The sequence below is a fragment of the Metabacillus sp. Hm71 genome (genome assembly GCF_051842955.2).
Lineage (GTDB): Bacteria > Bacillota > Bacilli > Bacillales > Bacillaceae > Metabacillus.
The window spans coordinates 592,395-607,160 of sequence record NZ_CM200278.1; the positions used below are offsets into that span (position 1 = coordinate 592,395).

Here is a 14,766-nt window from a genome sequence, read left to right on the forward strand (position 1 = left end):
AAAGAAGAATTTAATTTTAAAAATGATATCATTTGTTTGTTATTCCGAAAGGGCATGATTGTTGAAGAGCGAAGGTAGAAAATGATAACTTTTTTAAAACTACTAAAGAAGAATCCATTTTGATCGATTTTTTTTCAAAAAGGATTCTTCTTTTTTACCGAAAAATACGGGTTTATTAGGTGTTTTAACTTTATTTCATATTACCAACCACACATTTTAGATATGAAAATATGTATGGTCCTTTAATTTTCAACTGTTTCACTAACCTAAATATAATATTTTGCTGCCTTTTGAAGCATAACCATTATTGATAACGCCCACTAAAGGGACAATCGCGGAAAAGGGAGAACATCACTCTTCAATTAGATCTGTTTCAGAACTATAATATGTTTTTAACCAATATTCTGGATCCATTTCAACTTTGTCTGCTCCTGCAAATTGTTTAAGCGTTGATACAACACTGTTTAAAGGGAGTACATAATAAGTATAAGGCAGCTTCTCATCATATTTATATTCGAAAGTAAATGGCTCAGTCGGCGGATTTGTTTTACTCATATTTTCACTTCCCACAATATGTGAAGACCATGCCCAATTTCCTATGGTAGATTTGTTATGCCATGTAAAACCTTTATTAAAGAGGTTTTCACCATTATTGTCCCAGCTGCTTCCTGTATAAGTCCCATATTTATTAGTTATGTGGGAGTTAACAATTAAATTTCTGTTATAAGCGCTTTGAAATAACTCAGCCCATTGTTCATCCATGTTTTTAGTATCTAATCCTTGAATCTCAGCACCTGTAATTGGCTCGTTAATGTCATGGAATACACAAGTATCTGCTGCAATAGAAGCTCCATTTCTTGCATTAAGTGCCCGTGACAGAGTATCAGTGCCGTAATCAGCGATGGCACTTACATTTTCTAATACATCATCATGAGTTGAGTTATCAAGGTAACAGTTGTACATATGACCAGTACCTTGACGGATCATTGGTACTCTCTGCCCAATATTGGTATAACGGTTATAGGCAAGGGTTAACCGGATTCTTTGATTGCCATCCTTTATCACATCTCCACTACTACTCACATAATTCACATAGTCTTTATCTCCTGAACCATTTAAATGGACTTTACTGTGATAAGCTGCATAAGCCATGATCTGTTCTTTAGTAGCACCGGCACTGCGCATCTTATGATATACACTATCAGAGCTTAGTGCATTTGCAGTATATTTTTCTTCCATATACATAATGGATTTGTATATATCACTATCAAGTGCCGGATTTTCACTGGCCTGTAATCCAAATTCGGACCATGAAATCGTTACGTTGGAGGCGCCATTTTCAAGATCGATTAATCCATCCGCAGCAATGGAAAATTTACAATGATCGATCCAAACATTATTTGCACCATTAACCTTAATAAAAGTCCAGCCTACTTCTTTATGATTTCCGGTATCATCCCATTGCCACATTCCATCAAAATTCAAATTCCTTATGACAATATCATTCGTTGATCTTTGCAATTTCAATTCTACATGTCTAATTGTTTGGCCTTGCTTTGAAAAAATCGTCAATCCATCTACATCAGAAATACTTAATTGTGAAACGCCAGATGATGCTAACGTTGGATTAGTGAATCCGTTCATTGGATCACGATATTTTGTTACAAAATTATACTTCTTAGCTTCCTCTGAACTAAGATTTAATTCTTTCCATCCTAAATTGATATCTCTTGCTACTTCAATTACTTTCACATTACCACTTTTAGCATCCAAAATTGCCTGCAAAAACTCTCTTTCCGTTTTTACTTTACGATAATAAGAGGTTCCTGTAAATTTGCTTCGGTCATGAACTCCTAATGATGCAAAACCTGTTACAGATAGAAAACTATTGTCGTATTCCTTAAAATCTCTTGTTGTGTTGGGTATTGAATCAATAACTGCCGCCTTTGTTACTTGGATTCCCCCCAATAATAACGATGAAGTAAGAAAAGAAAGTGCCAATAACCAGATGATTGCCTTGTTAAATTTCATCATATTCCCCCTTGTAAGTGCTTTTTGTTTAATCTCCTAATAAGATCCAAATCATTTAAGCCCAACAAAAACGTCTTCCTCTTCATCCCATGTGATCACCCCTTTGATTTAGAAAGCTTGTTGCAATGAAAACGCTTTCTATAGTTATCATAAGTTATCTATCTATTTTGAAAATGCAAATTTCAGTCATTGAGGTGTACAAAACAGTGTTTTTGGATGGGGCAGGTTTGCGGGTCTGTGATGATAAGGGATGAAATCTCTTTGCGAAAATTCTTTTACTGCAGTCAATGTCCAAAAATAAATTATGTCAGATTTTATTACATAAGTAATAAATGCAAGAAAAAATTTTAAAAAAATAACGTCAGATAATCTTACTGAAATACATACAAAGAATTTTTCATCCTGTATTGTTAAAGTATCAAAAGCAAAGGGGCTGTTAAAATGAAAAAATCTGAGGTAGGATTCCTTACATTTATTATTTTAACAATAAAAATTGCATTTACTTACTAAGTGAACGTAAAAATCGCACTTATACGTTTATTCGTTTAACGATAATAGATAATAGAAAGCAGGCTGTCTCAAAACAGAAGTGTCTGATTCCACAATCACCAATATATCTGAGATTAAGATTGTAAGAAATCTCAGTTATAGTGATTGTTGCAAAGGTCAGACCCATTTGAGACAGCCTGTTTTTGCTAAATTTCAAAAAGCATTGACAGTACATATCCACTCTGATAAATTATTTTATAATAATAAATTCGATGAAGAGAAGAGTAAGATAGCACCCCTGAACTAAAGAGAAACCAACAATTGGTGAGAGTTGGTGTTAGGAGCTTTCTGAAAGTCATCTCTGAGATGCGAGACTGAAATGAGTAAGTTTTGACGGGTTTTCCGCCGTTATAACGGAATGCGTATGTTCGTACGCAGATTGAGAGCCGCAGTTTTTTTCAATGCTGCGGAATTAGGGTGGTATCGCGAGTACAAGCTCGTCCCTTCATATGGGGGCGGGCTTTTTATTATACGTTAAAAATATAAATTTGCAGCGCAGGAGAAAATTCGACGCAGGGGCAAATTTTAAGAATGAAGTATAAGTGCAACTAGGCAGTCGCACTGCGCCTAAAGGCTTGGCGCCAGCCAAGTTTTCTTTATGTGAAAATACTAAGAGGAGAGAGTATATTGTGAAGAAGCTGGATACTTTATTAATTGGACTTATGTTATTTTCAATGTTTTTTGGAGCAGGCAATTTAATCTTTCCTCCCTTTTTGGGAGCTGAGTCAGGGACATCCTTTTGGTCTGCCATCATAGGCTTTATTATCACAGGGGTTGGTTTGCCGTTTGCGGTTTTGCTTGCTGTTTCTTTAGTCCCTGGAGGGGTGCAAACGATTGGAAATCGCGTTCATCCTATTTTTAGCGTTGTTTTTATGGTTGTGATTTATTTAAGTATCGGACCTTTTTTAGCGATACCGCGAAACGCAAATGTGGCATTTGAAATGGGGATCAAGCCGTTTTTACATGAATCAATCAGTTCATCACTGATTTTACTTCTCTTTACTGTGATATTTTTCCTTCTTGTCTATGTTGTTAGCTTAAACCCAGCCAAAATGGAAAAATACATGAGTCGCTGGATTACACCAATCCTCTTGCTCGCGATGGTGATATTATGTGTTGTAGGTTTTATGAAATTAGATGCGCCATTGCAAATGCCAACAGAGCAATACGAGACAGGTGCGTTTTCAAAAGGCTTTATCGAGGGGTACAACACAATGGATGCCCTTGCTGCTTTAGCATTTGGGATTGTCATTCTCACATCCATTCAGCAAAGAGGAATATCAGAAAGAAAGCAAATAACAAACTATACGCTTAAGGCAGGGTTGATTGCAGGTGGGTTGCTGTCATTAGTCTATATTACTCTAGGATTAATTGGTGGAAAGATGGCTGGAAATGGACAATTTGAAAATGGGACTGATATTCTTTCAGCAGTCGCAACCCTCTTATTTGGCCAAAGCGGGAATATTCTATTAGGTTTCATTTTCACCCTTGCCTGTTTTACAACCGTTGTCGGTCTTACGACAGCTTGCGGACAATATTTTTCAAAGTTGCTGCCAAAAATAAGCTACAAAATGGTTGTTTTGATCATTACGCTGATAGGCTTCACACTATCAAATCTAGGACTAAATCAAATATTGAAATTTTCAGTCCCGTTTCTTGTCACCGCCTATCCATTAACAATCGTGTTAATTACCCTTACCTTATTTCATCGCTTCTTTAAAAATACAAAAAGAGTTTATGGAAGTGCGGTCCTCTTTACAGCTATATTTGCAGTAATCGGAGGGCTAAAAACATTCGGGTTAGATTTAGGTGTGGTTCAAGGTTTACTGGATATCCTTCCATTCTCATCAGCTGGATTAGAATGGATTGTACCGGCAATTGTTGGGGGATGTGTTGGAGTAGCAATAAGCAGCCTTGATAAAAATTCACATACACTAAAGAACTCCAATTCAATTTAAAAAATAGAAGGAAGCATACTGTCTTGGGACGGTTGCTTCCTTTTTTAAAAGGTAAGTATAAAATTTTAACATAGTTTTTGTGTCTAGCTCCAGCGCCTAGCCCCTCGAGGTCATAAGCCAATTTAGAATTGAAGGCAAAGAGCGCCTTCTATTCTAAATCGTCTTATGCTTGTCGGGGCTGAGCAAGGCGCTTGCGCTTTTCTTATGAGGATTTAGTAAACGTTACTTTTATTACATTAAATAATAAAAGATGAAAAAACGCTTTTGAAAGCGTATTCTCTCTGGTATAGTATAAGGTAGGACATAAGTAAACTTTACTAAAAAGCATGGTGATAGGATGGCGACAATAAAAGACATAGCGAATGAAGCAGGGGTGTCAACTGCAACAGTATCAAGAATATTAAATAATGATGCAACATTATCTGTCGGAGATGACACGAGGAAAAGAGTACTGGAAGTTGCACAATTATTAAATTACAAGCCGACAAGAAAGAAAAATACAAAAAAGACTGAAATTGAAAATTATACGATTGGGATTGTTTCATCAGTTACTCAGGAGGAGGAGGTACATGACCCATATTTCATGTCGATCCGCTTAGGAGTTGAAATGGGCTGTGATAACCTTCCATTAACGATAAAAAGTGTTATTAGACCAGGGAATGAATCTTCCTTCGATGTGCTGAAGGAATTGGATGGCGTGATTGTGATTGGTGGAATTGACCCTGAATCCTTAAGCGAGCTTTATCATCATAATCATCATATTGTTTATATTAACAATTTAGCCATAAAAGGCAATTATGATATCGTGGCATCTGGTTATGATTGGGCAACAGAAGAGGCATTGGAATATTTATTGAATCTCAAGCATACAGACATCGGCTTTTTGGGCGGAAAAGATTATTTTTCTAGACTGCAGGATAAGCAGGTTCTCTACGATACTGAGGATATTAGAAAGGCCGCCTTTGAAAGTTTTATGAGAAAAAGAGGGCTTTACAATCCTGATAATATTTATATTGGCGATTGGGGGGCCAACGGCGGCTATCTGTTGATGAAACAAGCGATTGACAAAGGAAATTTGCCGACCGCTTTTGTCATCTCAAGTGATCCAATGGCAATAGGAGCGATGAGAGCACTTTATGAAGCGGGAATAAAGGTGCCGCAGGATGTTTCGATCATAGCCTTTAATGATATAGAGGCAGCAAAATTTTTAAATCCGCCGCTTACTACTGTGAAAATACATGCAGATGAAATGGGCAAAACAGCAGCAAAGCTTTTGTATGATCGGATAAAAGGCAGAACCATCCCGATGAAAGCTATTCTTGGGACAGAGCTGGTCATTCGCGACAGCTGTCAGCGTCTGGAAGATTCATAAAAAACAGTGGGGGTATAGCACCCCTGCTGGTTTGATGAGTAACGGAGTGAAAGATTAGTTGCTAAGGCAGAAGAAATTGTAGTGGAATGATTTTTTTTCCACTTCCGACTAAAAAACACATTGACTTCTAGTTTCGCTATTATATAATATGGTTATAGCAAGTTAACCGCTTAACCGGAGGCAATATGAAACAGAAAATTACAATTCGAGAGGTAGCAAAACACGCTGGTGTCTCATCTGCAACGGTATCTTATGTGCTCAATGGAGTAAATAAAGTATCAGATGAAACGAAAGAAAGAGTGCTGCAAGCGATTGAAGAGCTGAATTATCAGCCTGATTTCACAGCAATCAGCCTTTCTAAGAGAAAATCGAATATGATCGGTATTATCATGCCGTTAGTAAACGACTCTCTTTCACCAATCTTTAAGGAAAATCATTACTTTAGTGAGCTTCTTAGCGGAGTAGAATATGTATGTCGTAAAAACGGCTACGATTTTCTCATCTCTGGAATCTCAAAGCCGGAAGAATGCAAAAACTGGGTCATGAAGCGCAACTTAGATGCACTTATCGTGTTAGGGAAGTTTCCCCTAAAAGTATTCAAAGAAATGAAAACGTTATCTACACCATTGGTTTTTGTTGATTCATTCGAGGATTATGCGAATCTTTACCATAATATCCGCATTAATGATGAACATGGAGGATATTTGGGAACGAAGCACTTAATCGAATTAGGACATGAAAAAATATGTTTTATTCCTAATGGAAAAGTAGACTGTGATGTGGATGGGCAAAGGTTCCTTGGCTTTAAACGCGCATTAGCTGAGGCTAATATCCCCTTTCATTCAGAGATGGTCATTGAGGGAAGAGCCAATTCCTTTGAAAAAGGCTATCAAATTGGAAAAGAAATTGCACATGACCAACAGATGACAGGCCTTTTTACTTCATCAGATATTACGGCGCTAGGAATTATGAAATCGCTTAACGATCATGGAAAAAGAGTCCCAGAGGATATTTCAATTGTAGGTTTTGATGATTTAATGATTAGCCGCTATTCATCACCAAGCTTAACAACGATTCGCCAAGATGTTTTTCGTAAAGGAGCTGTTTCAGCAGAAACGGCCATTAACGTTATTGAAAATAAAGGGCTGGAGCCGGAACAAATTATGCTTCCTGTTGAACTTGTAGTACGAAGCTCTACAGGTACCATTTAAGGAGGTGAGTTCATCTAATCACATCGCACAGTTGTTAACTGGAATACTATGAACAAAATTAATAGATTAGGGTGGATAACAATGACAAAAGTAACGGTATGGAATGAAAATAGACATGAACAAAAAAATCAAGTAGTTAGAGAGATTTATCCAGCAGGAATTCACGGAGCGATTGCCGAATTTTTACAAGCGGATAACTATGAAGTGAAAACAGCAACACTTGATGAGCCAGAGCATGGCCTGACTGAAGAGGTATTAAATCATACAGATGTGTTAGTTTGGTGGGGCCATTTGGCACATCACGAGGTTTCAGATGAAATCGTTGAAAGAGTACAACAGCGGGTGCTTGATGGAATGGGATTAATTGTTCTTCACTCCGGTCATTTCTCAAAAATCTTTAAAAAATTAATGGGGACAAGCTGTGATCTAAAATGGCGTGAAGCTGATGACAAGGAGCGCATTTGGGTAGTAGATCCAAGCCATCCAATTGCTGAAGGTATTGGCGAATACATTGAGATTGAGAAAGAAGAAATGTATGGCGAACACTTTGATATCCCAGCTCCAGATGAGCTGATTTTTACAAGCTGGTTTGAAGGCGGAGAAATTTTCCGCAGCGGCTGTGTGTTCAAACGCGGCAATGGAAAAATTTTCTACTTCCGTCCAGGGCATGAAACATACCCAACTTATCATAATGAGCAAGTACAACAAGTTATCAAAAATGCAGTGAAATATGTGAAACCAGTGGATCGCAAGCGTCCTGTATATGGAAATGCGAAGCCGCTTGAAGCAATTGCAGTGAAATAAGAAAAGCGCAAGCGCCTTGCTCAGCCTAGGGCAAATAAGACGCTCATGAATGGAAGCCGTTCTTTGACTTCTATTCATGAGTGGCTAGACCCTAGAGGGGCTAGGCGCTGGAGCTAGACACCAAAACTAAGTAAAAATTTATACTTTCTGCTTATCTTTAAAAAACATAAATGATAAAGCGGCTGTCTTACCTTAACTTACCTGAGACGGCCGCTACATAAAACGGGAGGAGTTTTAACAATGGCTAAATTACGAATCGGTGTTATTGGATGTGGAAGTATTGCACAGTATCGCCATCTACCAGAATATGCGGCAAACAAAGAGGTTGAGATTGTAGCGGTATGTGATATCGTAGAAGATCGTGTGAAGGAAATTGCTGAAAAATATAATGCGAAAGCTTACACGGATTACAAAGAACTCATCCAAAGCGGTCAAGTGGATGCGATTAGTGTATGTACACCGAACTATTTACACGCTCCAATCTCCATTGAAGGATTAAATAATGGCTTACATGTTTTATGTGAAAAACCAATGGCTACTTCACAAGAAGAAGCAGATGCCATGATCGAAGCGGCAAATAAAAGCGGCAAAACATTAATGATTGGACACAACCAACGTTTTGTACGCTCACATCAAATTGCCCGTCAATTAATTGAAAGTGGTGCGATTGGTAAGATCTACAGCTTTAGAACAGCATTTGGACACCCTGGTCCTGAAGGCTGGAGCATTGACGGCAAAGATAGCTGGTTCTTTGAAAAGGAAAAAGCATATATCGGTGCAATGGGTGACTTAGGTGTTCATAAAACAGATTTACTTCGCTATTTACTTGGAGAAGAAATTGTTGAGGTAGGTGCCTTTATTGAAACGTCAGCGAAGGACTTTGCAGATGTCGATGATACAGCTGTTTGTGCACTGAAAACAGAAAGCGGAATCATTGGTACCCTTGCAGCGAGCTGGTCTTATACAGCAAAAGAAGACAATTCAACGATCATCTATGGTGAAAAAGGAATCCTTCGTCTAGAAGATAACCCGACTTATTCTTTAGTAGCTCAATATACGAATGGGGAAGTTGTTAACTATCAGCTTGGCAAAATTCAATCAAATGAAGAAGGCGGCCAAAATACTACACATGTCATTGACCATTTCGTATCGTCTATTGCAAACAATACAAAGCCGTTAATCTGTGGTGAAGAAGGAATGAAATCATTAGCTGTTATTCTCGCAGCCATCAAGTCAAATGATACTAAAACCATCGCAAAGGTATTTGAGTGATCAAGCATGAATAAATTGCGTATCGGATTGATCGGTGTTGGAGGGATTGCGCAAGGACGCCATATCCCTGCCTTTCAATCTCTTAAAGACAGCTGTGTGATTACTGCAGTAAGTGATGTAAATAACGAAAGAGCACAGGAAGTAGCGGCTAAGTATCAAATAGACAATGCATATGAAAACTACCAAGATATGTTTGATCACGTGGATGCAGTTTGTATTTGTACACCAAATAAATTTCATGCCGAAATTACGATTGCTGCATTAGAGGCAGGTGTACATGTTTTATGTGAAAAACCAATGGCTTTATCTTCAGATGAATGCCAGCAAATGCTTGAGGCATCAAAACGAGCGAATAAGGTGCTGGCCATTGCCTACCACTATCGTTTTATGAAAGCCTCTCAAGCAGCAAAGCAATTCATGCAAGAGGTTGGTACACCGCTTGTTACGAGAGTCCAAGCATTACGTAGAAGAAAAGTGCCTGGCTGGGGTGTATTTACAAATAAATCCCTTCAAGGCGGTGGAAGTTTAATAGATTATGGCTGCCATTTGCTAGATTTAGCGATTTGGTTGATGGGAAGTCCAAAGCATATTTCTGTAAACGGCAGTGCGTATAACGCGCTAAGTAAAACACCTATCAGTGTGAATCAATGGGGGACATTCGATCATGAAACATTTGATGTGGATGATCATGTAACAGCTTATATTAAGTTTGAAAATGGTGCATCACTTTTACTGGAATCATCATGGGCAGCCAATATTTTAGATGACAAAGAGCATGTCAGCATTTCCGGTACAGAAGGCGGGATCAGTGTGTTTCCGTTGGAGCTCTATACCGCGAAAAATGGAATGCTACTTAATACGCAAGCACCATGGGTGTCCGGTGAGGACGATCCGGGTGTTGCACAAGCGAAAAACTTTATTGATGCCTGCATGGGAAATGCTGAGCTTGTCGTTAAACCGGAGGAAGCATTACAGGTATCACAAATCATTGATGAAATCTATTATTCAGCTGAAGCTGGTAAATAAGAGGAGGAGTTCTTATGAAATTAGGCGTATTTACAGTTCTTTTTAATGATAAATCTTTTGAAGAAATGTTAGATCGAGTAAAAGCTTCAGGACTTCATGCAGTTGAAATCGGTACGGGCGGTTATCCTGGAAATTCACATTGTGATGTAGATACTTTACTTGAGAGTGAAGAAAAGCGTAATGAATTTGTCGCTAAAATTAAAGAACGTGATTTAATCATTAGTGCATTCAGCTGCCACGGAAACCCAATCTCACCGGATAAAGAAATGGCACAAGACCATCATGAAACATTATTAAAAACCATTAAACTTGCATCTCTATTAAATGTACCTGTTGTCAATACATTCTCAGGTACACCTGGTGATCATGAGGGTGGAAAATATCCGAACTGGCCTGTTACTCCTTGGCCGAATGAATATGGTGATGTGTTAAAGTGGCAATGGGAGGAAAAATTAATTCCATATTGGAAAGAAGTTGGCCAATATGCACAAGAGCATAATGTGAAAATTGGTTTAGAATTACATGGCGGCTTTTTGGTTCACACTCCTTACACATTGCTAAAACTGCGCGAGGCAACATGTGATGCAATTGGTGCAAACCTTGACCCAAGTCATCTTTGGTGGCAAGGCATTGACCCAGTAGCAGCTATCAAAATTTTAGGTAAGGCAAATGCCATTCACCACTTCCACGCAAAAGATACGTATATCGATCAAGACAATGTGAACATGTATGGTTTAACAGATATGCAGCCATATGGAGAAGTACAAACAAGAGCGTGGACATTTCGATCTGTTGGTTGCGGTCACAGCCTAACAGAGTGGAATGATATCATGAGTGCATTACGTACATATAACTATGATTACGTAGTGAGCATTGAGCATGAAGATCCAATCATGTCGATTGATGAAGGATTTGATCGAGCTGTGACAAATCTGAAAACTGTATTAATTAATGAATCACCGTCACAAATGTGGTGGGTTTAAGCTTGATAAAGCCTCTTTCTTTAGGGAAGGGGCTTTTCATTTTGTGTTTTTAAACAAACGTTTGATTAAGAAAAAAGAATGAATCATAATTTGTCGCTGAAGTTCGGTTTTTGGAGAAGGGTGATTATTTCTGGGGAAATATGTTGAAAGGAGGAAATGTGGGAAGAAGAATTATTTTGCTTTTATCTTAATTTAGCTGTAGTATAATGGTTGACTTTTGCTATGGCAGTTTTCGTAAAGGTTTTTGTTTTTGAATACTATTTTAACTCTATAGTGGAATGGGGCGGAAGACACTTGTCTCCTGCGGGAAGTAGAGGAAAGGCTGAGACCCCGCAGACTCGCCGAGGAGGCACAGCTTCCTCCCCGGCGAGTCTTGTGTCTGAAGCGTAATGGAACGAACTAATTTTCACCTTTAACTGCATTAAAAAACAACATAGTATGCGAAAACAGCCTTTTTTTATAAAAACATAATAATACTCTAATAGGTTTAAGCCATTTAAATAATGATTGAATTTTGTTAGGTAAAGGAGATTGCACTTTATGACACAAACGAATTTTTTAAAGGATGTAAAGCCATTTATTCAAACGAACTGGGAAAAGGCAAATTTTCATGAACCGACTGCCATCCAGGTTAAAGCGATTCCCGCTATAGTAGAAGGCAAGGATGTGATTGCAGAGTCTCCTACAGGAACAGGGAAAACTCTCGCATATGTCTTGCCGATGCTAAATAAGATCGATCAACAAAAGAAAAATGCACAAGTGGTAATACTCGCTCCATCAAGAGAGCTTGTGATGCAAATCTTTGATGAAATAAAAAAATGGTCAGAGGGGAGCGAAATTACAAGTGCTTCTTTTATCGGCGGAGCAAATATTAAACGCCAGGTTGAAAAGCTAAAAAAGAGTCCTCAAGTCATTGTCGGAACTCCGGGAAGAGTTCAAGAATTGATTAAAATGAAAAAGTTAAAAATGCATGAGGTAAAATCCATCGTTTTGGATGAAGGGGACCAGCTTTTAACGCCTGAGCATAAAAATACGATCAAAGAAATCATTAAATCAACGTTAAATGAACGCCAGGTTGTGCTGTTTTCGGCAACTTTAAATGAAAGCACGGAATCAAGGGCGAGAGATTTAATGAAACAAAATCCAGAGCTTATCAAGGTTGCTTTAAATGAGGTACCAATCGGTGATGTTCAGCATGTGTATCTTGTCTGTGAACAAAGAGAAAAAGCAAAGCTGCTTGAGAGACTAGCCAAAACAGTTAAAATGAAAGCTTTAGGATTTGTCAAAGATATTGGCAATCTGGATGTACTTGCAGAAAAATTGGAGTACGAAGGGGTTGATTTCTATTTATTGCATAGTGATACAAAAAAGGAAGAGAGAGAAGCGGCACTTAAAAGCTTAAGATCTGATCACCAAGGGCTGCTCCTTGCGACAGATGTGGCTGCCAGAGGGTTGGACATCGCTAATCTTACCCATGTCATCCATTATGACCTACCGATAAGTACGTCCCAATATGTTCACCGATCAGGAAGAACCGGAAGACAAGGCGCTTCAGGTACAGTTGTCTCCCTTGTAACGGAACGGGAAGAAAGAGAATTAAAGAAAATAGCAAAAGAATTAAACATCACATTGAAAAAGAATAGATTATATAAAGGTGAGTTAAACGAAGTGTAAACTGTAAGGCATAGTAAAGCACGCCGCTAAAACCTGAGCAGCGTGCTTTTTTCTGTGATGTCGGATCTAAGTTGTACTAATACTTTATGTTGCTTTCTCCATTGTTATTCATGATCTCGGAAAGAACTAATCATCCAATTCCATTCGGATATACTTACGTGTATTTGGACCATAAATCCCATCATCAGCCAAAGCTCTGTACATCGATTGGAAACGTCTAACGGCATCTTCAGTATTAGGGCCGTAAATCCCATCAATAGCTCCAGGATTAAAATTGATTTGTTTTAAGGCTCTCTGTATTTGCTTAACAGCATCGCCTTGATCTCCCCGCCGATAAATCCCTGTAGGCAGAGGGAAATCTGTGGAAGATACTCTTTGATGGTTAACCTCTTGAAGCTTATTTAATGTAATCGGTCCAACTAAGCCATCCACTGCAAGGTGATGATCTCTTTGGAATTTCATAACCGCATTTTCCGTTTCTTCTCCAAATATTCCATCTGCTCCATAGCGTGGAAGTCTGTAGCCTGCTTTGATTAATTCTTGTTGAATATCACGAACAAAAGGACCAGAATCTCCTTCGCCAATAGGCAATTTTACTCTGACACTTCCTACTTCGGAAGCTGGCGGCTTTGATATCTTCGGCGGAGAAGGGGCAGATCCGTTAAAATGACGGAGCGCTTCTTCAACATCATCAATAAACATCGACCATGAAATTCCGTACGTTCTTAATATGTTAATTGGATCTGTACGCCTTGCAGGATCAAGTGTTGCGTGTGCAATAATATGAGAATTTGGATTAAGGTTGAATTTGTCACATAAATAAGCATGATACCAAACATAGCGATTATAAGCTTCTTGAAAGTTAATTTTACCGCCATGGCATAATTCTACACCAATCGCGGCATCGTTAGCATTAGCCCCGTATCGTCTATTGTCACCTGTTACACTTGAGCGGACATGCCAAGCCTTTTCGTTTAACGGTATGATCTCAAGAATATATTTATCATCAATAAAGGTGTGTGCAGAAGCAGAAGGTTGCTGAGTATCGAAGTAGTTGCGGTTACCATAAGCAGTAGAGCCTGGATTGCCAGTATCATGACTAACAATAAAACGTACAGTACCAATACTTTGTCCAGAGCGGGAATTACCGGTTCGGATATAATCTCGTGTGATCTCGTACGCCAACTATAAACACCCCTGTCTTTATTTGAATACAAACCAATACGTACTCAGTATATGAACACAGAGGAAAAGTTGTGATAGAAAATATTTATGCACATTATCCACAAATTTGTGGATAAATAGTCTATGTGAACCGGATAACTATGTGGATAACTAAATAGCAATATAAAGAGATATTAACAAGTTGTTAACATTATTCACAACTTTACAATCGATTTATCCACAACACGTAAGGGGGTTATCCACAAAAAGGAGTGGATATCCACTCCTTTTTGGGTTTTCTATTTTTTTTGTTGACGTTGATTGGCAGCATTTGCTCTCGCTTGTGCTTCCAAATCTGCTTGGTCAGCTAATTCGCGAGAGAATTCCTCGTCAACACCGTCTCTTTTAAGATTTTTCGGAGTTTGTGGAAGTGATGATGAATTTTTATCACGAGCTTGATGTTTATGCTTATGTCCACGACCCATAAAAAAAGCCCTCCTTTTTCTTTGAACAAGTTGTTCAAGATTAGGATGGCTTTTTTTATGAATTTCATGTTGGAAGTTAGTGTTTCGATTTACTTATGTATCCACCTGCACGGTCAGCCATTTTAAACTCTCTTGAATAGGTTACTTCCTGCATGCTGGAAAGTGTTTGTTTTGTTTTGTCCCTTTTCTTTTTATCAGCTGCCACTATCATCATCCTTCCAAATTATTGTCTTCAGA

General features: G+C 38.4%; 12 protein-coding genes, 1 pseudogene and 1 other annotated feature. Of the genes and pseudogenes, 8 read left to right on the forward strand and 5 right to left on the reverse strand.

The window, feature by feature from the left end; translation table 11 throughout:
• Positions 1 to 351 precede the first annotated feature (351 nt).
• Complete coding sequence (locus ACSVDH_RS02955) at positions 352 to 2,031, reverse strand: pectate lyase family protein (protein WP_439253141.1); 1,680 nt, start codon at positions 2,029 to 2,031, stop codon at positions 352 to 354.
• Positions 2,032 to 2,783: 752 nt separating this feature from the next.
• Positions 2,784 to 3,028, forward strand: a binding site (T-box leader).
• Between the two features lie 181 nt (positions 3,029 to 3,209).
• Here ACSVDH_RS02955 and brnQ point away from each other — a divergent pair.
• From brnQ to ACSVDH_RS02995, 8 genes are all read left to right on the forward strand, one after another.
• A complete protein-coding gene (gene brnQ, locus ACSVDH_RS02960; protein WP_439253142.1) occupies positions 3,210 to 4,538 on the forward strand; it encodes a branched-chain amino acid transport system II carrier protein in 1,329 nt (442 codons plus the stop codon).
• Between the two features lie 337 nt (positions 4,539 to 4,875).
• Positions 4,876 to 5,910, forward strand: coding sequence for a LacI family DNA-binding transcriptional regulator (locus ACSVDH_RS02965; protein WP_439253143.1), 1,035 nt, complete (start codon positions 4,876 to 4,878; stop codon positions 5,908 to 5,910).
• Between the two features lie 185 nt (positions 5,911 to 6,095).
• The gene (locus ACSVDH_RS02970) at positions 6,096 to 7,121 is read left to right on the forward strand and encodes a LacI family DNA-binding transcriptional regulator (protein WP_439253144.1); all 1,026 of its coding nucleotides are present in this window, start codon (positions 6,096 to 6,098) and stop codon (positions 7,119 to 7,121) included.
• Between the two features lie 81 nt (positions 7,122 to 7,202).
• A complete protein-coding gene (locus ACSVDH_RS02975) occupies positions 7,203 to 7,925 on the forward strand; it encodes a ThuA domain-containing protein (protein WP_439253146.1) in 723 nt (240 codons plus the stop codon).
• A 240-nt stretch (positions 7,926 to 8,165) separates the two neighbouring features.
• Positions 8,166 to 9,197 (forward strand): Gfo/Idh/MocA family protein, encoded by a 1,032-nt coding sequence (locus ACSVDH_RS02980; RefSeq protein WP_299093849.1) that lies wholly within the window; start codon positions 8,166 to 8,168, stop codon positions 9,195 to 9,197.
• 6 nt (positions 9,198 to 9,203) lie between these two features.
• The gene (locus ACSVDH_RS02985) at positions 9,204 to 10,223 is read left to right on the forward strand and encodes a Gfo/Idh/MocA family protein (RefSeq protein ID WP_439253148.1); all 1,020 of its coding nucleotides are present in this window, start codon (positions 9,204 to 9,206) and stop codon (positions 10,221 to 10,223) included.
• 14 nt (positions 10,224 to 10,237) lie between these two features.
• Entirely contained in the window at positions 10,238 to 11,206 is a 969-nt protein-coding gene (locus tag ACSVDH_RS02990) for a sugar phosphate isomerase/epimerase family protein (protein WP_439253149.1), read from the forward strand.
• A 540-nt stretch (positions 11,207 to 11,746) separates the two neighbouring features.
• A complete protein-coding gene (locus ACSVDH_RS02995) occupies positions 11,747 to 12,880 on the forward strand; it encodes a DEAD/DEAH box helicase (protein ID WP_439253151.1) in 1,134 nt (377 codons plus the stop codon).
• Between the two features lie 126 nt (positions 12,881 to 13,006).
• On the opposite strand, the gene ACSVDH_RS03000 is transcribed toward ACSVDH_RS02995, so the two are convergent.
• From ACSVDH_RS03000 to ACSVDH_RS03015, 4 genes and pseudogenes are all read right to left on the reverse strand, one after another.
• Entirely contained in the window at positions 13,007 to 13,582 is a 576-nt protein-coding gene (locus tag ACSVDH_RS03000) for a peptidoglycan-binding domain-containing protein (protein WP_439253196.1), read from the reverse strand.
• Positions 13,565 to 14,065: pseudogene (locus ACSVDH_RS03005) on the reverse strand (peptidoglycan recognition protein family protein); the annotation flags it as partial. The pseudogene ACSVDH_RS03005 and the gene ACSVDH_RS03000, both read right to left, overlap by 18 nt.
• Positions 14,066 to 14,343: 278 nt before the next feature.
• Complete coding sequence (locus ACSVDH_RS03010; RefSeq protein ID WP_046589421.1) at positions 14,344 to 14,529, reverse strand: YfhD family protein; 186 nt, start codon at positions 14,527 to 14,529, stop codon at positions 14,344 to 14,346.
• Between the two features lie 76 nt (positions 14,530 to 14,605).
• Positions 14,606 to 14,740 (reverse strand): YfhE family protein, encoded by a 135-nt coding sequence (locus ACSVDH_RS03015; protein ID WP_439253154.1) that lies wholly within the window; start codon positions 14,738 to 14,740, stop codon positions 14,606 to 14,608.
• Positions 14,741 to 14,766: the final 26 nt, after the last annotated feature.